A 19680-nucleotide genomic window follows, 5' to 3' on the forward strand; every position below is an offset into this window, starting at 1 on the left:
CTCCTCCCCGCGTCGGCGGCAGCCCCTAGGCTGTCGGCGGAAGGGGGATCCGATGCGCTACCCGCAACTCGGCCGATATCCCGCGGCTCGTCACATCATCGCCCAGGTCAGCGACACCCACCTGCTGCACGGCGGCGCACCGCTCGGAGGTGCTGCCGACACGGTCGGCGCGCTCGCACAGTTCTGCGATCAGCTCGAGCGGCTCGGCGATTCGATCGACGCCATCGTCGTCACCGGTGACGTGGCCGATCTCGGTGAGCCCGACGCCTACCGTCTCGCTCGCGAAGCCCTCGAACCGCTCGCCGAGCGCGTGGCCGCCCAGCTGGTCTGGGTCATGGGCAATCACGATGAACGCGCAGCCTTCCGCACCGAGCTGCTTCTCGAGCCCGCGGCAGAGTCGCCGGTGCACCGCATCGTCGACGTCGACGGCCTGCGGGTCATCGCCCTCGATTCGACGGTGCCCGGGTACCATCACGGTGAGCTCGACGAGTCATCGCTCGACTGGCTCGATGCCGCGCTCGCCGAACCCGCGGAGCACGGCACTGTCATCGCGATGCACCATGCGCCGATCGCCACACCGCTCGCACTCATGGATGTGCTCGAGCTCCGTGGTCAGGAGCGGTTCGCCGAGGTGGTGCGGGGCAGTGACGTGCGGCTGATCCTCGGCGGTCACTTGCACTACTCGACCAACGGCAGTTTCGCCGGCATCCCGGTCTCCGTCGCCGGTGCCACCGCCTACACGATGGATCTCTCGGCGCCGCCACGCGCACTCGTCGGCATCGACGGTGGTCGTTCGTTCTCGCTCGTGCACCTCTTCGACGAGGGGCTGGTGACCTCGGTGGTTCCCGTGGGTCGGTTCCCGGCGGTCACGAGCTTCGGCGAGGAGTATCTCGCCGAGCTCGAGGCGTTGCCGGCCGACGAACGGCTCGATCGGTTCTCGCGCAAGCGCCCCGCGCAGTGAGCGCCGCCTCGAGCCGGCGCCGGTCGTCGTGTGCGTCGAGCCGGCGTGGGCGCGCCGTGCAGCAGCGCTCGGCTCGGAAGAGCAAGCTGGGGGAGTGAACCTCGACCTGCTCCTCGACGACTACCTGTCGCACGTGGCAGTCGAGCGCGCCTACTCGCCGCACACGGTCGCGGCCTACCGGAGCGACCTTCTCGACCTCATCGCCTTCACCGAGGCGCGCGGGTCGACGGAGGTGAGCCAGCTCGACCTCGCGCTCCTGCGAGATTGGCTCTGGGCCGCCACCGAGCGCGGTCTCGCACGCACGAGCATCGCACGCCGGGCTGCATCCGCCCGCGGATTCACCGCATGGCTGCTACGGCGGGGCACCCTCGAGGCCGACCCCGGAGCACGACTCAAGGCGCCGCGCGCCCAGCGCACGCTGCCACGCGTCATGACCGAGCAGGCGGTCGCCGGGGCGCTCGCCGACCTCAGCGCCCGTGCCGGCACCGGCGACCCCGTCGAGGTGCGCAATGCGGCCATGGTCGAGCTGCTCTACGCCTCAGCGCTGCGCGTCTCGGAACTCGTGGGCCTCGACCTCGACGATATCGACCGCCGCCGCCGCATCGTGAGGGTGCTCGGAAAAGGCTCCAAGGAGCGCATGGTGCCATACGGCGCGCCCGCCGCGCGTGCACTCGACCGCTACCTCGACGAGGCCCGGCCAGCGATGATCGCCGCCGCAGCGCTCGCCACGGCGGACCCAGGCGCCGCGTCGACCCGCGCCGCCTTCCTCGGCGCACGCGGGCGTCGGCTCGGGGTGCGCAGCGTCTACAGGCTGGTCGCCGCGGTGCTCTCGACGATTCCGGGCAGCGGGCCGAGTGGCCCGCACGCGTTCCGGCACACCGCGGCGACGCATCTGCTCGACGGCGGCGCCGACCTGCGCGCGGTGCAGGAGTTCCTCGGTCACGCGAGCCTCGGCACCACGCAGATATACACGCATGTGTCGTCGGAGCGGCTCAAGCAGAGCTATCGCACCGCGCATCCCCGAGCCTGATCACGACGACGGCAACAGCACCGCTCTCGGCAGACCGCCGAGGAAGAGGAACGGCGAGACGTACTCGCCGTCGACCCGCACGCCGAAGTGCACGCACCCCGCTGCGCAGTGTCCGCCCGACGACACCGCGCCAATGACCTCGCCGGCGGCGACGGTTGCCCCGGCTTGGACCACTGCAGCGACCGGCTCGACCGCGCTCACCACGCCGTCTCCGTGATCGATCGCGACGACCGGTCGCCCGGCGACCATGCCGGCGAAGCTGACGACGCCGGCGGCGGGCGCCACGACGGCTGCACCGGCCACCGCCTGCAGATCGATGCCGCGGTGGCCGGCCTTGTAGGGCGACGGGGGAGCCCGGAACGGGGAGATGACTCGAATGGGTGCCTCGACCGGCCAGAGCCATTGCTCGAGGTACTCCTGCGGCGCCTGCTGCTCGCGCGGAGCAGTGCCGTCGCCACCGGTCAGGGCGGCCGCGATCGGCGTGGTCGCCGCGAGCGCGAGCAGCACCGCGGCGGAGAGCGTGGAAGCGGCGACGGCGGACCAGCGCCGTCGGCGCCGAACCTCGCGCGAGATGGACGTCGGAGTGGGCCGAGATGCGTTCATTCCTCGATGCTCGGCTGCTCGCGGCATCCGCTGACCGTGTTGGCGAAAGCGGTGGAGAACGGCGCGGACCCTGCGGTTGGGGAGGCGAAGTGGCGATGGTAGAGTATCGGGAGCACTTCGGTCTTCCGGAGTGACTACGCGCGCCATTTCGGCCGACGACTCCACTCAGTCCAGTCTCTGCTTCATCGCAGAACAGGCGGAGCCGTGCCGGGCGCCAGGGCTCCAGCCGCCGGCCGGAGCGACAACTGAGAACAAAGGAGTACGGCTCATGGCCGTCGTCACCATTCGCCAGCTGCTCGACAGCGGCGTGCACTTCGGGCACCAGACCCGCCGTTGGAACCCGAAGATGAAGCGCTTCATCCTGACGGAGCGCTCGGGCAGCTACATCATCGACCTGCAGCAGTCGCTGGCCTACATCGACAAGACCTACGACTTCGTGCGCGAGACGGTCGCCCACGGCGGCACCATCCTCTTCGTCGGCACCAAGAAGCAGGCGCAGAACGCGATCGCCGAGCAGGCGACCCGCGTCGGCCAGCCCTACGTCAACCAGCGTTGGCTCGGTGGCCTCCTCACCAACTTCCAGACGGTCTCCAAGCGCCTCGCGCGCATGAAGGAGCTCGAGGAGCTCGACTTCGAGGGCACCACGAGCGGCTTCACCAAGAAGGAGCTCCTCATCAAGAAGCGGGAGCTCGACAAGCTGCACAAGTCGCTCGGCGGCATCCGCAACCTGACGAAGACCCCGTCGGCGCTCTGGGTGGTCGACACCAAGAAGGAGCACCTCGCGATCGATGAGGCGCGCAAGCTCGGCATCCCCGTCATCGGCATCCTCGACACCAACTGCGACCCCGACGAGGTGCAGTACCCGATTCCGGGCAACGACGACGCGATCCGTTCGGTGAGCCTGCTCACGCGCATCGTCGCCGACGCCGCGGCCGAGGGCCTCATCGAGCGCCACCAGAAGCCTGAAGCCGAGGGCAACGTCTCGGCCGTCGAGCCCCTCGCCGAGTGGGAGCAGGAGCTCCTCCAGGCCGGCACGCCCGAGCAGTCCTCGCCCGAGACCGCCAAGGTCGACGGCGCAACGGCTGAGGCCGAAGAGGTCGCCGAGGTCGCCGAGGCGGTCTCCGCCGACGCCACCGCAGAAGCTGCGACCGAGTCCGCCGACGACGCCGAGGCTGCCGCCGAGGCCGTCGTCGAGGTCGAGATCGAGGCAGAGGCTGCCGTCGAGGCCGAGCCCGCCGCAGAGTCCAAGTAAGACCACGAGTCCAGGAGACTTACAGATATGGCCAACTTCACTCTCGAAGACGTCAAGACCCTGCGCGAGCGCCTCGGCACCGGCATGGTCGACACGAAGAACGCACTCGTGGAAGCCGACGGCGACCTCGAGAAGGCAGTCGAGATCCTCCGGTTGAAGGGGGCGAAGGGCAACGCGAAGCGTGCCGACCGCTCCACCGCTGAGGGCCTCGTCGCCGCCGTCGACAACGGCGACGGCACGGCAACGCTCATCGAGCTCGCGTGCGAGACCGACTTCGTCGCCAAGGGCGACAAGTTCGTCTCGCTCGCAGACCGCGTGCTCGCCGCCGTCGCTGCGGCTCGTGCCGAGACCGTCGAGGCCGCCCTGGCCGCGCCGGCCGAGGGCTCGACCGTCGCGACCGTGATCGACCAGGAAGCCGCGATCCTCGGCGAGAAGGTCGAGCTTCGGCGCATCCGTCTCGTCAAGGGCGAGCAGTTCTCGATCTACCTGCACAAGACGTCGAAAGACCTCCCGCCGCAGGTCGGTGTCGTGCTCGGCTTCGCCGGTGCCGACGTCGAGACCGCACGCTCGGTCGCTCAGCACATCTCGTTCGCCAACCCGGAGTACCTCACGCGTGAGGACGTTCCGGCAGAGGCGGTCGAGAAGGAGCGCGGCATCGTCGAGCAGATCTCCCGTGAGGAGGGCAAGCCCGAGGCCGCCCTTCCGAAGATCATCGAAGGCCGCCTCGGCGCGTTCTTCAAGCAGGTCGCACTGCTCGAGCAGGACTACGCGAAGGACAACAAGCTGTCCATCGCGAAGGTGCTCTCCGACGCAGGCCTGACGGTGAGCGACTTCGCTCGCTTCAAGGTCGGCGCCTAACACCAACGAAGGAGTCCGGATCGTTCTCGATCCGGACTCCTTTGCTGTGTCCGGAGCACCTCCGGGCACACGACGGGCCGAGCTCGTCGGAATCTCCCGAGAACCGGCACTGCGCCGGGCTCGGCGAACCAGTAGCTTTGAGACGCGAAGTGGAAGGATCGGTCGGCATGACGGAACACAAGCGCAGGGTCCTGCTGAAACTCTCGGGTGAGGCATTCGGGGCGGGGTCGCTCGGGGTGAACCCCGATGTGATCAGTGCACTGGCTCGCGAGATCGCCGATGCCGCCCGCACGGTCGAGATCGCCATCGTCGTGGGCGGAGGCAACTTCTTCCGCGGCGCCGAACTGTCGCAACGCGGCATGGACCGGGGCCGGGCCGACTACATGGGCATGCTCGGCACCGTGATGAACGCGCTCGCGCTGCAGGACTTCCTCGAGCAGGCCGGCGCCGAGACCCGCGTGCAGTCCGCGATCTCGATGACGCAGGTCGCCGAGCCCTACATTCCGCGTCGTGCCGAGCGGCACCTCGAGAAGGGCCGGGTCGTCATCTTCGGCGCCGGCGCCGGACTCCCGTACTTCTCGACCGATACCGTCGCCGCTCAGCGCGCGCTCGAGATCGGAGCCGAGGTCGTGCTCGTCGCGAAGAACGGCGTCGACGGCGTCTACTCCGACGACCCCCGCACGAACCCCGATGCCCACAAGATCGACCGCATCAGCTACCAGGAGGCGCTGCAGCGCGGGCTCAAGGTCGTCGACTCGACGGCGTTCAGCCTTTGCATGGACAACGGCATGCCGATGCAGGTGTTCGGCATGGCACCCCACGGCAACGTGACCGCGGCGATCCTCGGCGCCGACCTCGGCACGATCGTCAGCAACGGCGAGGAAGCCGTCAGTCGATAGACTGGCCAGAGTAGCGAACCAGAAGGAGCCCCCGTGATCGCGGACGTACTTTCCGATGCCAACGCACGCATGCACAAGGCGGTGGATGTCGCCAAAGACGACTTCTCGAGTGTGCGCACCGGGCGGGCCAACCCCCAGCTCTTCCAGAAGATCATGGTGAGCTACTACGGCACGCCCACGCCGCTCGCGCAGCTCGCTTCGCTCGCGAACCCCGAGGCGCGCACGCTCCTCGTCACGCCCTACGACAAGGGCGCGATGCGAGACATCGAGCAGGCCATCCGCGACACGCCGAACCTCGGTGCGAACCCCTCGAACGACGGCAACATCATCCGGGTGACGCTGCCCGAGCTCACCGAAGAGCGACGTCGCGAGTTCGTGAAGATCGTGCGCAGCAAGGCCGAAGACGCCAAGGTCTCGGTGCGCAACATCCGTCGCAAGGCGAAAGACGACCTCGACGCGCTCAAGGGCGAGGTCGGCGATGACGAGGTTTCTCGCGCCGAGAAGGAACTCGAGCAGCTCACGAAGTCCAACGTGGATGCCATCGACGAGGCCTTGAAGCGCAAGGAAGCCGAACTCCTCGAGGTCTGAGGCACGACGATGTCAGGCGTCCCAGAAGAGGATCAGTCGGACGCCGGGGGAGCCGAACGAACCTCGCGCGAGGAGTTCCGAGCGCAGGTGCACGCACGTAAGGCCGACCTCGAGCGTCAATTCGAAGTCGGCAAGGCGCAGTTCGACCAGGCGCAGGAGAAGATCAAGGCCCGCACGGGCCGCAACCTCATCCTCGCGATCCTGATCGGGCTCGGGTTCGGTGTTGCGCTGCTGCTCAGCCTGCTGGTGATCAAAGAGCTCTTCATGCTCTTCGCGGTGCTCATCGCGGCCTTCGCGAGCTACGAACTCGCGCAGGCGCTGCGGCACGGCGACTATCACGTGCCGCGCATTCCGACCGTCGTGGTCGCCGTCGCCGCCGTTCCGCTGTCGTACTACGGCGGTGCAGGCGGGCAGCTGCTCGCGGTGCTCGGCGGCATCGCCGTGGTGTCCCTCTGGCGGCTCGGTGAGCAACTGGTGCCCGCCCGCCGCCGCACGTCGCGAGACCTCGGCCGTGATATCGCCGCCGGCGCGTTCGTGCAGGGCTACGTGACCTTCCTCGCGACGTTCGCCGTCGTGCTGACGGCCGCCGAGGGCGGAGAGCTCTGGACCCTGGCGTTCATCACCATCGCCGTCGCTGCCGACACGGGGGCCTACGCCTTCGGTCTGATGTTCGGCAAGCACAAGATGGCGCCGGTCATCAGCCCGAAGAAGACGTGGGAGGGCTTCGCCGGTGGGGCGGCGGCCAGCCTCGTCGCGGGCGTGCTGCTCTCGACGCTCATGCTCGGCAACACCTGGTGGTTCGGCCTGATCTTCGGCGCCGCCATCTTCCTGAGCGCAACGCTCGGCGATCTCGTCGAGTCCTTGATCAAGCGCGACATCGGCATCAAGGACATGAGTTCCTGGTTGCCGGGCCACGGCGGATTCCTCGATCGACTCGATTCGATCCTGCCGTCGGCCGCTGTCGCATTCGTGGCCTTCCGGATCTTCGGGTGAGCCTCCGCAATAATGGAGCGGTGGACTCCACCTTCCCTCGCGTACGAAAGCCGAAGCTCGGGTACAACACCGCCCAGGTCGAAGCGTTCCTCCAACTCGCCCGCCGGGCCTACGACGGCACCGCACGGCCCGACGACGAGTCGCTGACGTCCGACCGCATCCGGCTCACGGCGTTCGCCATGCAGAAGGGCGGCTACTCCACTTCGCACGTCGATCAGGCCCTCGAGCGCCTCGAAGATGCGTTCGCAGCGCAGGAGCGTCAGGTCGCGGCTCGCCTGCATGGCGGCGAAGCGTGGCTGCGCGAAGCGCGCACCACGGCGCAGGTCGTCTCCAATCGCCTCGCGAGGCCCGAGGGGCGGCGTTTCGACCGGGTCAGCCCGCTGGTTCGCGGCTACAGCGTGCGCGATGTCGACCGCTTCGCCGACAAGCTCACCCGCTACTTCCGTGATGGATGGCCGATCTCGATCGAAGACGTGCGCACCGTCGTGTTCAAGACGCAGCGGGGCGGCTATCGCGAGGCCCAGGTCGACCTGCTGCTCGATGCGGTGGTCGACGTCATGCTGGCCGTTCGATGAGGCGGGGTGCCGTGCGGTGGGCTGCGATGCGGTCGCGCGTCGGGCTGGCTCCGATCTGCGCCCGTCCGATACACTCGTCGAATCGTGGGTAGGCATGCAGACGGAGACGAGACGTTCGCGTCTCCGTCGATGACCGATGTCGCGGCCCGCTCGGTCGTGAAACCGCCCCGCACGAGCCGGTTCAAGCAGGCTGTCACCGTCGTGTTCGCCTTCACGGCTTCCGTGAGCTTTCTGCTCGTGAACATCGTCGACCCCTTCTCCGGAGCGACGGCCTCATCGACCTTCGCCGAAGAGGGCGATCGCTTCGGCGGAGCCGAGGTGCAGGCGATCGAAGTCGGGGGCGAGTACACGATCGAGGTCGGGCGCGAGGCCTACGTGGTCGAGAAGAAGCCCGAGATCAAGCTCGCGCCGGCGTCGACGAGCACCGGCAGCGGCTGGGCCCCGCCCGCGGTCACGCCCGATCCCGGCTCCGCGCAGGCGTATGCGGCCGGTGCGGTCGCCGCGCGCGGCTGGTCGGCCGGCGAGTTCGACTGCCTCGTGGCCCTCTGGAACAAGGAGTCGGGCTGGCGGGTGAACGCGCACAACGCGTCGAGCGGTGCCTACGGAATTCCTCAGGCGCTCCCGGGTTCGAAGATGGCGACGGCGGGCGCCGACTGGGAGACGAATGCTGCAACCCAGATCGAGTGGGGCCTCGGCTACGTGTCGAACCGCTACGGCACCCCCTGTGGCGCCTGGGCCCACTCGCAAGACGTCGGCTGGTACTGACGCCCTGAACTGACGGCCGGCGGTCTCTCGCACGGCGACCGGCACCCGGCATCCGATCCGGCTCGCCTAGACTGGATCCATGGCGCGCTCGAACCGATCCCGCAGCCGGGCGGTTCGTGCCCGTGAAGACCACCCGGAACTCGACGTCGAGCGTCTCACGTCTGGCTGGCGGCGCACCGAGTCTCGAGGCGGCCGCGAGTGGAACGTGCAGCCCGTTTCCGAGACGCAGGCCGTGAAGGCGTATCTGTGCCCGGGCTGCGGACTCGACGTCGCACCCGGTGTCGCCCACCTGGTCGCTTGGCGTGCCGACGGCGTGCTCGGCGATGCTGCAGACCTCGCGTCTCGCCGTCATTGGCATCTGCACTGCTGGAGGATCGGCACCCCATGACTGAAGCTCCCATCGAGATCCGCGCGGGCGTCGAACTGCCGGCCAGGCGCGAAGAGATCGAGTTGCGCACCACCGACGGGCTGATGCTCGTGGGCGAACTCGCCACCCCGATCGACCGTGCGCCCGTGGCGACGCTCGTCACGCTGCATCCGCTGCCGACCGCCGGCGGCTTCATGGACTCGCACATCCTGCGGAAGGCGGCCGCCCGCCTGCCGGCACTGGCCGGCTTCGCCGTGCTGCGCTTCAACACCCGCGGCACCTCATCGCCACGAGGCACGAGTGAAGGCACGTTCGGCGAGGGCGTCTCCGAGCGAGCGGATGTCGCGGCGGCGATGTCGTTCGTGCGAGAGCGGGCGCTCCCGCACCCGTGGCTGCTCGGCTGGTCGTTCGGCACCGAGCTCGCGCTGAAGTACGGACTCGAGCACGATATCGAGGGCGCGATCCTGCTGTCGCCTCCGCTGCACCGCACGAGCGACGAGGAGCTCTCTCGATGGCAGCAGGCGTCGCCGACCATCGTCGCACTGATTCCGGAGCTCGACGACTACCTCAGGCCGCCCGAGGCCGCTGAGCGGTTCGCGAGCGTGCCTCGCGCCACACGCATCGACGTCGCCGGCGGGCGCCACCTGTGGGTGGGGGAGTCGCAGACGCGTCGCGTGCTCGACGAGATCGTCGCCATCGTCGATCCTGCCGCCTCGGTGCCGCTGCCGACCGTCTGGCCGCCGTCGACGGCCGACGTCTGAGCTCGCCGGCTGTGCCGCTCAGCGTTCGTTCTGGCGCGGAATCACGACCTGTTTGATGATGAGCAGGGTGGCGGCGGCGACCGGGATCGCCACGAGTGCGCCGAGCACCCCGCCGAGCGAGCCGCCCGCGAGCGCTGCGATGACGACGAGAGCGCCGGGTACCTTGACGGCCCGGTTCATGATGCGCGGACTGAGCACGTATGCCTCGACCTGCATGTAGACGATGTAGTAGATGGCAGCGACGAGCGCGGTCAGCGGCGATGACCCGATTCCGGGAATCAGGCAGACGAGCACGATGATCACCGAGCCGCTGAGTGTGCCGACGAGGGGCACGAGTGAGAACAGGAAGGCCAGCAGGGCGAGCACCGCCGTGAACGGCGCTCCGATGACCGAGAGGAAGATGAAGCTCGCGATGCCGTTGACCGCGGCGAGCGACACCTGACCGAGCACGTACCGGCCGACCGACTGCGTGATCTGCTCGGTGAGGTCGGCGAACCGGGCTCGCTTCGACGCGGGCACGAGCTGGTAGGCGGCGCGCTTCATGGTGTTCAGCGACGCGGCGAAGTAGAGCATCAGGATGAAGACGATGACCACGCCGAAGACGCCGGTGCCGATCGCCAGGGCGACCTGCAGCACACCGCCGGCGAGTTCGCTCAGCTTGTCGGGATTCGTGAAGAAATCGGTGAGACCCGTGGTCACCTGCTCGTTGATCTCATCGATCGGCACCTGAGGGAACTGGTCCTTCAGGTTCTCGATCCACTCCTCGGAGTTCACCCGCTCGACGATGCGGGGGATCTCTTCGACGAGCTGGCTCACCTGGTCGACGATGATCGGCACGACGGCGAGCACGAGGGCGGCGACCAGGAACCCGACCCCCGTCATGACGATCAGGATCGCGGCCCATCGAGGCAGCCCCCGGCGCTCGAGCCAGCTCATCGCCGGGTCGAGGCCGAGGGCCAGGAAGAGTGCTGCTCCGATGTAGGTGATGATCGTCGACAGCGTGACGACCGAGGTGAGGATGAGGAGGCCGACGCCGACACCGAGGGTGCCGACGAGCCCGATGCGGAACGCGTTCTGGATCTTCATGGAACGGCCCGCGCCCCCTTCTCGCCGGCTATTTGGTCTTGGCCGCGATCTGCTCCGCCTGCGTCAGCACGCCGCGGAGGCTCTCGAAGTATCCGGCCACGGCGTCGCGTTCGATCTTGATCTGGGAGAGCCGGTCTTCGGCGTCGGCGACGAGTGCACGGGTGCGCTCTTCGGCGTCGGCGATGAGCTTGCGGGCCTGCTCGTGCGCAGCGGCGATGCGATCGCGTGCCTCGTCGTCGGCCTTGTCGCGGACCACGGCGATCTCGGACCGCACCTCCGTCTCGAGCCGGTCGGCCTCAGCGCGGCTCTCGGCGGTGCGAGCGACCGCCTCGGCGAGTTCGGCGTTGGCGTCTTCGAGGAACTTCTGGGTCTGCGAAACCGCCTCCTGATGCGCGGCGAGCAGCTCCTGCTCGGCCTCGTCGCGCTTGGTGGAGAGTTCGGACTCGAGGTCGAGGTGGGCCTTCTCGATCTCGCGGCGCATGCGGTTGACCTCGTGGGTGGTCTTCTTGCGCATCGCGGTGAGCTGGTTGTCGAGGTCGATGCGTGCCTGCTCGGACTCCGCGTCGAAGTCGGCTCGTGCCTGCTCCTGTTCGAGCGTGAGGTCGGCGCGCATCTGCTCGAGGTCGGCAGCGTGCTTGGCGCGGATGCGCTCGAGCTCGTGCTGCAGCTTGAGGCGCGCGGCCTCGGCCTCGCGCTCGAGGTCGAGCTTCGCCTGATCGCGCTGTTGTGCGAGCTCGGCCTGACCGGCCTCGAGTTCGCGATCGAGGTCGCTGCGGGCCTGCTCGAGCTCGTGCACGAGGGCGGCGCGGCGCTCGGCGATCTCGGCATCGATGGCGGCTCGTGCTTCTGCGGCTTCGCGCTCGAGGTCGAGGCGCGACTGCTCGGTCTCGGCGGTGAGGTCGATGCGGGCCTGTTCGGTCTCGCGGGCGAGCTCTGCACGTGCCCGGTCGAGCTCGATCGCGACCTCGGCCCGGGTCTGCTCGGTCTCCTGCGTGAGCCCGGCCGCGGTTGCGCGCGCCTCGGTGGCTTCGGCGTTGGCGGCGACGAGGATCTCGGACGCCTTGCGCTCGGCCGCGGCGGTCATCGCCGCGGATTCGCGCTTGGCGCTCGTGCGGATCTCGGCGGTCTCGGTCGCCACGGCGCCACGGATGGCCGCGGCGTCACGCGCGGCATCCTGCCGGAGCTGTTCGCTCGACTCGTGCGAGCGCGACACCATGTCGTCGGCCTCGGCGCGAGCGTTCTCGAGAATGCGGTTCGCCTGGGCACGTGCCTCGGTGAGCGTGCGTTCGGCGAGCTCGTGCGCGTCGGAGCGCATGAGGTGCGCCTCGTCTTCGGCGGCGCGGCGCAACTTCTCGGCGTCGATGTCGGCCTGGGCGATCAGTCGCGTCGACTGCTCTTCGGCGACCCGCAGCGTGTTCTCGAGCTTGGTTCCGAGGCCGGAGAAGGTCGGGCTGCCGACCTCTTCGAGTTCGGCGGTGAGCTCTTCGATACGCGCGAGGAGGCGTTTGTTCTCCTTGACGCTGTCGGTGCTCTGGTTGTTCGCGGCGATGATGTCGCGGCGAAGTCCATTGATCGCCTTGTCGACTTCTTCTTTGTCGTATCCGCGGAACACCTGCGTGAACTCGGTCTCTTCGACGGCCATTCTTCCTCCGGGCTCTGTCCCGCGTTCGTGGGGGCGCATGCGGGATGTGTGTCCGATTGTACGGGGCGCGCAGAAAGCGCGCGGACACGGTTCACCCAGCGAGTGGTTAGGAGTCTCCCAGATTCCGCCGGTAGTGTGGAATGTCTTTGTCAGACGTCGCCGCAGGCGGCAAATGGAGGTCGGTTCGTGCGCTTCGTCTTCGCAATCGTGGCGTTCATCGCCGCGGCCGTGATGATCGGGCTCGGCATCGCTCAGCGCACGGTGCTTCTCGAGCCCGACCGCGTGTCGTTGTCGGCTCAGTTCTCGGGCGGTGAGGCGGACTTCATCGTGCTTCAGCCCGACGCGCTGTCGGCGCACCCCGGCAAGCAGACCATCACCGTCTCGGGCTCGCCGAAGGCGTTCCTCGCATACGGGCGCACCGCCGATGTCGAGGCGTGGCTCGGAGAGACCCAGTTCGTCGCCGTCGGCCACGACGCTGCGGGCGACGAGCTGACGAATGAGATCGTCGTCAGCGACCCGATCGATGACCCCGCTCCCACGACGCCGACTCCCTCCGTGCCGCCGACGGATGCCGCAGCAGTCCCCGACGCCGACACCGTGGTCGCGCCGTCGCCGGTCGGCTCCGACCTCTGGCTCGATGAGTTCACCAACGAGATGGTGCTCACCACGACGATCGATGTGCCCGAGGGCATCTCGGTGCTGATCACCGCGAACGGCGGCGACGAGCTCCCCTCGCGCGTGAAGATCGACTGGCCGCTCGACAATGCGACGCCGTGGGCCGGACCTCTGATCGTGGGCGGCGCACTCGTCTTCCTGGCCGGCATCGCGCTCGTCATCTCGGGCTTCATGAACCACCGCCGGTCGCGCGGGCCGCGGCGCAACCTGCCGAAGGGGCCGCGCGGCAGGCTGCCGAGTGCCCCGAAGCCCGGTCGCGCCCAGATCGGCGGCGGCGGTCGGCGCGCCATCGGCCGGGCCAAGCGGGTCGTATTCGTGCCGCTGCTCGTCATTCCGGCGCTGGCACTCAGCGGATGCTCGCCCGACTATTGGCCGAGCTTCGACCAGCTGGCCCCGCCGGCGACCACCGCCCCTGCGACTCCGCTCGACACACCCGCGGCCGACGACGCCGACGATGACGCCGGAGAGTCCGAGGCAGAGGCTGTGCCTGCGGTGACCGTGCCGCAGATGGAGCGCATCATGCGCCGGGTCGCCGTCTTCGCCACCGAGGTCGACGCCTCACGTGACGCGACAGCGGCCGCCGAACGCTTCGCCGGGCCGGCGCTCGAAGCTCGCACCGCCAACTACGCGATCCGCGGCTCACTCGCCGAGCACCCGGCGCCGACGCCGATTCCCGCGTCGCCACTCACGCTGACGCTGCCGCAGCAGGCCACCGGGTGGCCGCGCACGGTGCTCACCATCGCGAAGAACGCCGACGACCCCACGATCGCGCCGACCGCGCTCGTGCTCGTGCAGCAGTCGCCTCGCGAGAACTACAAGATCCTCTACTCGATGGCGCTCGCGCCCGATGCCGACGTTCCCGAGGTCGCACCGGCCTCGATCGGCGCGCCGCCGATCTCGCCCGAGTTCAAGGGACTCGTCATGCCGACGGGCCAGGTCGCTGCGGCCTACGCCGACGTGCTGCTGAAGGGCGACACTTCGGAGTTCGCCGCGCTGTTCGATCCCGAGGGCGACGCCCTCAGAGAGCAGCTCGGCGTGGCCGGACAACAGGTCATCAACGACGGCTTGCCGCCCACGGCCGACGCGACGTTCTCGAATGTCGTCGGCGACAGTCCGACGGTCGCCCTGGCGACGAACGATGCCGGCGCACTCGTGACCGTCTCGATCGATCAGACCGAGAAGGTCGTGCCGAACGACGGTGGCACCATCGGGTTCCAGCCAGGTGCCGCCCTCGCGCTCTCGGGCTTCGGCGACAAGAGCGCGAAGGGCGTGCAGCGTGTCATCGGCATGCAACTGCTGTTCTACGTTCCCGGCGTCGGAAACGACGCCGACGACCAGATCCGCCTGCTCGGCTGGTCGGAGAGTCTCATCGGAGCTTCGGAGGTACCGTGACCAATCCAATCCCTCCCGCGGGCGCAGCACTTCGGGGCGCTGTCGACCTGTCGGCCCTCGTGCAGCGCCAGGCGCAGAGCGACTCGACGGCTCAGGGCGCCCACGCCGCCTCGGGCCCGACCGATCAGATCGTCTTCGAGACGGATGACGCGGCGTTCGGCTCGACGCTCGAACTCTCGCGCACGGTGCCGGTCGTCGTCGCACTGTGGGCGACCTGGAGCGAGCCGTCCAAGACGCTCCTCGCGTCCCTCGAGCGGCTCGTGCGTGCGCGCAACGGGCGGCTCGTGCTCGCGGCGGCCGATGCCGACCGCAGCCCGCAGCTCGTGCAGGCCTTCCAGGCGAAGTCCATTCCCACGGTCGTCGCGGTCATCGCCGGTCAGCCGGTGCCGCTCTTCGAGGGCGTGCAGCCAGACGAAGTGCTCGACCAGCTCTTCGATCAGCTGCTCGAACTCGCCGGCCAGCATGGCGTCAGCGGCAGCATCGCCCCGAGCGAAGGCGAAGCGGGCGCCGAGCCCGAGTCGGCCGCGCCTGTCGAGGCCCCGTTACCGCCGCTGCATCAAGAGGCGTACGACGCCATCGAGCGCGGTGACTTCGCCGCCGCGGCATCCGCGTATCGCACCGCCATCGTGCAGAACCCGCGCGACGCGCTCGCGGTCGCCGGGCTCGCGCAGGCGAACCTGCTCGGCCGCCTGAACGGCAAGACCCTCGACGAGATCCGCTCCGCGGCCGCCGCCGCACCCGACGATCTCGGCGCTCAGCTCGATGTCGCAGACCTCGATCTCTCGGGCGGCCACGTCGCCGATGCGTTCGACCGACTGCTGACGATGTTCCCGGGCCTCGACGTCGACGGCAAGAAGCTCGTGCGTGAACGGCTCGTCGAATTGTTCGAGGTCGTGGGCGTCGACGACGCCCGAGTCGTCGACGCACGACGACGCCTCACGAACCTGCTCTACTGAGCGGGTCGCTGTCGGCTACCCGGCCGGCGATTCGTCGAGGGTGAACCACACGGCGCCGAGCGGCGGCAGGGCGAATGTCGCCGACGCCGGGCGACCACCCCACGGTGCCGCGATCGCATCGACCCCGCCGAGGTTGCCGACGCCAGAGCCGCCGAACTCCGAAGCATCCGAGTTCAGCAGCTCGCGCCAGCGGCCGGCGACCGGCAGCCCGAGCCGGAACGCCTTGTGCGGCACGCCGGCGAAGTTCACGACGCACAGCAGCGGCCGTCGATCGCGGTCGTAGCGGAGGAACGCGATGACGTTCTCGGCAGCGGCCCCGCCCTCGATCCACTCGAAACCGGCGACATCGTCGTCGAGTTGCCAGAGCGAAGGGTTCGCCCGATAGACGCGATTGAGCGACGCGACGAACTCGGCGAGCTGCCGGTGGCTCGGCTGGTCGAGGATCCACCAGTCGAGGCCGCGCTCCTCGCTCCATTCGGAGAGCTGGCCGAACTCCTGTCCCATGAAGAGCAGCTGCTTGCCGGGATGGGCCCACATGAACGCGAGGTAGGCCCGCACGTTCGCGAGCTGCTGCCAGTGATCGCCCGGCATCTTGCGCACGAGCGAGCCCTTGCCGTGCACGACCTCGTCGTGGCTGATGGGCAGCATGAAATGCTCGCTGAACGCGTAGAGGAACGAGAACGTGAGCTCGTGGTGGTGGTGCGAGCGGTACATCGGGTCGTTCTGGATGTACTGCAGCGAGTCGTGCATCCACCCCATGTTCCACTTGTAGCCGAACCCGAGCCCGCCGCTCGAGGTTGGCGCGGTCACGCCCGGCCAGCTGGTCGACTCCTCGGCGATCATGACGATGCCCGGATTGCGCTTGTACGCGGTCGCAGTGGCCTCCTGCAGGAAGGCGATGGCCTCGAGGTGCTCGCGGCCGCCGTGCACGTTGGGCAGCCATTCGCCCTCATCGCGGGAGTAGTCGAGGTAGAGCATGGAGGCGACGGCATCGACGCGGAGCCCGTCGACGTGCATTTCTTCGAACCAGAACAGCGCGTTGGCCACGAGGAAGTTGCGCACCCGCGGGTTGCCGTAGTCGAAGACGTAGGTGCCCCAGTCGAGCTGTTCGCCGCGGCGGGGGTCGGCGTGCTCGTAGAGCGGCTCGCCGTCGAATCGCGCGAGGGCCCAGTCGTCTTTCGGGAAGTGCCCGGGCACCCAGTCCATGATGACCCCGATGCCGGCCTGGTGCAGCCGATCGATGAGGTACTTGAGGTCGTCGGGGGAGCCGAAGCGCGAGGTGATCGCGAAGTACCCGGTGACCTGGTAGCCCCACGAGCCGCCGAACGGATGCTCCGCGAGCGGCATGAACTCGACGTGCGTGTAGCCCAGCCACTCGAGGTACTCGATGAGTTCGTCGGCGACGTCTCGGTAGCCCCTGCCCGGCCGCCAGGAGCCGAGGTGCAGTTCGTAGATGCTCATCGGCTCCGAGTGCAGCTCGGTCCCGGCCCGACGTGTCATCCATGCCTCGTCACCCCACTCGTGGGTGCTGAGGGAGACGATCGACGCGGTGGCGGGCGCCACCTCGGCCTGCCGAGCCATCGGGTCGGCCTTCATGATCCAGTCGCCCGCGGCGGTCAGGAGCTCGAACTTGTAGACCGCGCCCGGCTCGAGATCGGGCACGAACAGCTCCCAGACGCCGGTCGCACCGAGGCTGCGCATCGCGTGCGCGGCGCCGTCCCACCGATTGAACGCCCCGACGACCCGTGCGGCGCGGGCGCGCGGCGCCCACACGGTGAAGGCGGTGCCGCTGATTCGCCCCGCGACGCCCCAGTGCTCACGCGAGTGCGCGCCGAGCACTCGCCAGAGCTCTTCGTGACGTCCCTCGCCGATGAGGTGCAGGTCGAGCTCGCCGAGCGTGGGTGCGAACCGGTAGGGGTCGTCGCTCGTCCACTCGGCGTCGTCGGCGTAGCGCGCGCGAATCCGATAGTCGACCGGGCCGAACGCCCCGGCGCCGGCCCAGATGCCGTGGCCGACGTGTGCCAGCGGCAGCACCTCGCCGGAGGCCAGCACCGCGTCGACGGCGTCGGCGAGCGGGCGACGCGTGCGGATCGCGGTGAGCGGGCCCTCGACATGGGCCAGCTCGAAGCCGTGCTGTCCGAGCACGGAGTGCGGGTCGGAGTGCCGTCCCTCGGCGACGGCCGCGAGCGTCTCGTCGACGATGACGGGAGCTGCGAGTGTTTCAGGCATCGGGGCCCCTTCTCACGTGCAGGATGTGCGCGGGACGAGTGAAGGCGTCGAGGCGCACGTAGTTGGACTCGCCCCAGACCCAGCGTTCGCCGGTCACGAGCTCTTCGACGTCGAACCTGGCGCCCGGCTCGAGCCCGATCGCCTCGAGGTCGAGGTGCACGGTCGTCTCGCGCACCGAGTGCGGGTCGACATTGGCCACGACGATGATCGTGTCGTCGTCGGCGGAGCGCCGGGCGCCGGGCGCGTCGATGAAGCGGCCCTCGAGGTGCTTCGAGTAGACGAGCACCGAGTCGTCGTCGCTCGAGTGGAAGCGGATGTTGCGGAGCTGGCCGAGCGCCGGGTGCTCTGCGCGGATGCGATTGAGGATGCCGAGGTAGAGCGCGAGCGAACGGCTCTCGCGCTCGGCGGCAGCGAAGTCGCGCGGTTTGTACTCGTACTTCTCGTTGTCGATCGCCTCTTCGGCCCCTGGCCGCGCGACCGACTCGAAGTGCTCGAAGCCGGCGTACACGCCCCAGAGCGGCGCCGCGGTCGCAGCGATCGTCGCTCGCACCGTGAAGGCCGCCGGCCCGCCGAACTGGAGGTACTCGGTGAGGATGTCGGGCGTGTTCACGAAGAGGTTCGGCCGCATGAAATCGGCCGTCTCCTGCGACACCGAGGTGAGGAACTCCTCGAGCTCGGCCTTGGTGTTGCGCCACGTGAAGTACGAGTACGACTGCTGGAATCCGATCATCGCGAGCGCCTGCATCATCGCGGGTCGCGTGAACGCCTCGGCGAGGAAGACGACGCCCGGGTCATCCGCATTCACCGCAGCGATCAGTCGCTCCCAGAACTGCAGCGGCTTCGTGTGCGGGTTGTCGACACGGAAGATGCGCACGCCCTGCTTCATCCAGTGCCGCACGACGCGAAGCACCTCGGCGAAGATGCCTTCGGGGTCGTCGTCGAAGTTCACCGGGTAGATGTCTTGATACTTCTTCGGCGGGTTCTCGGCGTAGCGGATGGTGCCGTCGGGCAGCTGCGTGAACCAGTCGGCGTGCTCGGCCACCCACGGGTGATCGGGCGAGGCCTGCAGCGCGAGGTCGAGCGCCACCTCGATGCCGAGCGCGCCCGCCCGTCGCACGAACGCCCGGAAATCGGCCAGCGTGCCGAGATCGGGGTGGATCGCGTCGTGGCCGCCCAGGGTGCCGTCGGCGAGCGGTCCGCCGATCGCCCACGGCGAGCCGGGGTCGTGCGGGCCTGGGGCGAGCGTGTTGTTGCGTCCCTTCCGGTTGGTGACGCCGATCGGGTGGATCGGCGGCAGGTAGACGACGTCGAAGCCCATCGCGGCGACGCCGTCGAGCCGCTTCGCGGCCGTGCGGAACGTGCCCGACTTCCAGCTGCCGTCTTTCAACTGCTTCGCACCCTCGGACCGCGGGAAGAACTCGTACCAGGCGCCGACACCGGCGCGACGTCGCTCGACGAGGATCGTGCGTTCGGGGGAGTCGCTCGAGAGGCGCGCGAGCGGGCGCGCCTCGAACTCGTCGAGCGCGGGGTCGTCGATGAGCTGCCGGCGGTCGGCGACGGATGCCTCGGAGCGGCGCAACCCTTCAGCGAGCGCCGTGAGTCGTTTGCGTGCCACGAGCGGGCGGGATGTCTCGGCGACCGACCGATCGAGCAGTCGGGCGCCGATCTCGAACATGAGCTCGGCGTCGACCCCCGCATCGACCTTGAGTGCGCCGTCGTGCCGCCAGGTCGCGATCTCGTCGTCGAACCCGGTGACCCGCCACCGCCACTCGCCGACCTCGTCGAGCCGAACCTCGGCCTCCCAGCGGTCGGTGCCATCGGTGAGGGGCGACATGCGCTCGCGCCGTTCGACGCCGGAGGGGGCGGTGATGACGAGCATCGCGCCGACCTGATCGTGCCCTTCGCGGAAGACCGTGGCGCGGAACGGCACCACTTCGCCCTCGAACGCCTTCGGTCGCCATCGATCGTCGGGCACGGTCGGGGTGAGCCGGGTCACGGGGATCCGGCCGGCGAGCACAGGGCTGGACGTCACCGTTCGACCGTAGCGC

18 protein-coding genes are annotated in these 19680 nt (G+C 69.0%); 13 read left to right on the forward strand and 5 right to left on the reverse strand.

Annotation, left to right across the window (positions count from 1 at the left end; all coding sequences use genetic code 11):
• Positions 1–52 precede the first annotated feature (52 nt).
• Both H521_RS0104535 and H521_RS0104540 read left to right on the forward strand, forming a co-directional pair.
• Positions 53–961 carry a phosphodiesterase gene (locus H521_RS0104535; RefSeq protein WP_022891847.1) on the forward strand — a complete coding sequence of 303 codons (909 nt, stop codon included), beginning with the start codon at positions 53–55 and terminating at the stop codon, positions 959–961.
• A 94-nt stretch (positions 962–1055) separates the two neighbouring features.
• Positions 1056–1991: a tyrosine recombinase XerC gene (locus H521_RS0104540; protein ID WP_026481902.1), complete on the forward strand. Its 936-nt coding sequence runs from the start codon at positions 1056–1058 to the stop codon at positions 1989–1991.
• On the opposite strand, the gene H521_RS0104545 is transcribed toward H521_RS0104540, so the two are convergent.
• Positions 1992–2594, reverse strand: coding sequence for a peptidoglycan DD-metalloendopeptidase family protein (locus H521_RS0104545; protein ID WP_022891849.1), 603 nt, complete (start codon positions 2592–2594; stop codon positions 1992–1994).
• 268 nt (positions 2595–2862) lie between these two features.
• Here H521_RS0104545 and rpsB point away from each other — a divergent pair, with 268 nt between their 5' ends.
• The 9 genes from rpsB (at position 2863) to H521_RS26375 (ending at position 9652) form a co-directional block, all read left to right on the forward strand.
• A complete protein-coding gene (gene rpsB, locus H521_RS0104550; RefSeq protein ID WP_022891850.1) occupies positions 2863–3846 on the forward strand; it encodes a 30S ribosomal protein S2 in 984 nt (327 codons plus the stop codon).
• A 27-nt stretch (positions 3847–3873) separates the two neighbouring features.
• A complete protein-coding gene (tsf, locus tag H521_RS0104555) occupies positions 3874–4704 on the forward strand; it encodes a translation elongation factor Ts (RefSeq protein ID WP_022891851.1) in 831 nt (276 codons plus the stop codon).
• Between the two features lie 167 nt (positions 4705–4871).
• Positions 4872–5603 (forward strand): UMP kinase, encoded by a 732-nt coding sequence (pyrH, locus tag H521_RS0104560; RefSeq protein WP_022891852.1) that lies wholly within the window; start codon positions 4872–4874, stop codon positions 5601–5603.
• A gap of 33 nt (positions 5604–5636) precedes the next feature.
• Positions 5637–6191 (forward strand): ribosome recycling factor, encoded by a 555-nt coding sequence (frr, locus tag H521_RS0104565; RefSeq protein ID WP_022891853.1) that lies wholly within the window; start codon positions 5637–5639, stop codon positions 6189–6191.
• Positions 6192–6200: 9 nt separating this feature from the next.
• A complete protein-coding gene (locus H521_RS21545; RefSeq protein WP_084511945.1) occupies positions 6201–7184 on the forward strand; it encodes a phosphatidate cytidylyltransferase in 984 nt (327 codons plus the stop codon).
• Between the two features lie 20 nt (positions 7185–7204).
• Positions 7205–7759 (forward strand): DivIVA domain-containing protein, encoded by a 555-nt coding sequence (locus H521_RS0104575; RefSeq protein WP_022891855.1) that lies wholly within the window; start codon positions 7205–7207, stop codon positions 7757–7759.
• 84 nt (positions 7760–7843) lie between these two features.
• Positions 7844–8524, forward strand: coding sequence for an aggregation-promoting factor C-terminal-like domain-containing protein (locus tag H521_RS26370; protein WP_245560935.1), 681 nt, complete (start codon positions 7844–7846; stop codon positions 8522–8524).
• Between the two features lie 79 nt (positions 8525–8603).
• Positions 8604–8912 carry a hypothetical protein gene (locus H521_RS0104585; protein WP_022891857.1) on the forward strand — a complete coding sequence of 103 codons (309 nt, stop codon included), beginning with the start codon at positions 8604–8606 and terminating at the stop codon, positions 8910–8912.
• Positions 8909–9652: an alpha/beta hydrolase gene (locus tag H521_RS26375; protein ID WP_022891858.1), complete on the forward strand. Its 744-nt coding sequence runs from the start codon at positions 8909–8911 to the stop codon at positions 9650–9652. Before H521_RS0104585 ends, H521_RS26375 begins: the two co-directional genes overlap by 4 nt.
• Positions 9653–9670: 18 nt before the next feature.
• Here H521_RS26375 and H521_RS0104595 read toward each other — a convergent pair whose 3' ends face one another.
• Together H521_RS0104595 and H521_RS0104600 are read right to left on the reverse strand one after the other, a co-directional pair.
• Positions 9671–10738, reverse strand: coding sequence for an AI-2E family transporter (locus tag H521_RS0104595; protein ID WP_022891859.1), 1068 nt, complete (start codon positions 10736–10738; stop codon positions 9671–9673).
• A gap of 28 nt (positions 10739–10766) precedes the next feature.
• Positions 10767–12380: a DivIVA domain-containing protein gene (locus tag H521_RS0104600; protein WP_022891860.1), complete on the reverse strand. Its 1614-nt coding sequence runs from the start codon at positions 12378–12380 to the stop codon at positions 10767–10769.
• 186 nt (positions 12381–12566) lie between these two features.
• On the opposite strand from H521_RS0104600, the gene H521_RS0104605 reads away from it, so the two are divergent.
• Both H521_RS0104605 and H521_RS0104610 read left to right on the forward strand, forming a co-directional pair.
• Complete coding sequence (locus H521_RS0104605) at positions 12567–14447, forward strand: DUF8094 domain-containing protein (protein ID WP_022891861.1); 1881 nt, start codon at positions 12567–12569, stop codon at positions 14445–14447.
• Positions 14444–15403: a tetratricopeptide repeat protein gene (locus tag H521_RS0104610; protein ID WP_026481905.1), complete on the forward strand. Its 960-nt coding sequence runs from the start codon at positions 14444–14446 to the stop codon at positions 15401–15403. Before H521_RS0104605 ends, H521_RS0104610 begins: the two co-directional genes overlap by 4 nt.
• 15 nt (positions 15404–15418) lie before the next feature.
• Here H521_RS0104610 and glgB read toward each other — a convergent pair whose 3' ends face one another.
• A complete protein-coding gene (gene glgB, locus H521_RS0104615; RefSeq protein ID WP_022891863.1) occupies positions 15419–17632 on the reverse strand; it encodes a 1,4-alpha-glucan branching protein GlgB in 2214 nt (737 codons plus the stop codon).
• Entirely contained in the window at positions 17625–19664 is a 2040-nt protein-coding gene (locus H521_RS0104620) for an alpha-1,4-glucan--maltose-1-phosphate maltosyltransferase (protein ID WP_211215477.1), read from the reverse strand. Before H521_RS0104620 ends, glgB begins: the two co-directional genes overlap by 8 nt.
• Between the last annotated feature and the right edge of the window lie 16 nt (positions 19665–19680).

The sequence above is a fragment of the Agromyces subbeticus DSM 16689 genome, assembly GCF_000421565.1.
GTDB lineage: Bacteria > Actinomycetota > Actinomycetes > Actinomycetales > Microbacteriaceae > Agromyces > Agromyces subbeticus.

Excerpts from the sequence above, each read along its gene's own strand:
- tsf (WP_022891851.1), top strand. The coding sequence starts at position 3,874 with ATGGCCAACTTCACTCTCGAAGACGTCAAGACCCTGCGCGAGCGCCTC.
- H521_RS0104585 (WP_022891857.1), top strand. The coding sequence starts at position 8,604 with ATGGCGCGCTCGAACCGATCCCGCAGCCGGGCGGTTCGTGCCCGTGAA.
- H521_RS0104545 (WP_022891849.1), bottom strand. The coding sequence starts at position 2,594 with ATGAACGCATCTCGGCCCACTCCGACGTCCATCTCGCGCGAGGTTCGG.
- pyrH (WP_022891852.1), top strand. The coding sequence starts at position 4,872 with ATGACGGAACACAAGCGCAGGGTCCTGCTGAAACTCTCGGGTGAGGCA.
- H521_RS0104535 (WP_022891847.1), top strand. The coding sequence starts at position 53 with ATGCGCTACCCGCAACTCGGCCGATATCCCGCGGCTCGTCACATCATC.
- H521_RS21545 (WP_084511945.1), top strand. The coding sequence starts at position 6,201 with ATGTCAGGCGTCCCAGAAGAGGATCAGTCGGACGCCGGGGGAGCCGAA.
- H521_RS0104600 (WP_022891860.1), bottom strand. The coding sequence starts at position 12,380 with ATGGCCGTCGAAGAGACCGAGTTCACGCAGGTGTTCCGCGGATACGAC.
- H521_RS26375 (WP_022891858.1), top strand. The coding sequence starts at position 8,909 with ATGACTGAAGCTCCCATCGAGATCCGCGCGGGCGTCGAACTGCCGGCC.
- H521_RS0104595 (WP_022891859.1), bottom strand. The coding sequence starts at position 10,738 with ATGAAGATCCAGAACGCGTTCCGCATCGGGCTCGTCGGCACCCTCGGT.
- glgB (WP_022891863.1), bottom strand. The coding sequence starts at position 17,632 with ATGCCTGAAACACTCGCAGCTCCCGTCATCGTCGACGAGACGCTCGCG.
- rpsB (WP_022891850.1), top strand. The coding sequence starts at position 2,863 with ATGGCCGTCGTCACCATTCGCCAGCTGCTCGACAGCGGCGTGCACTTC.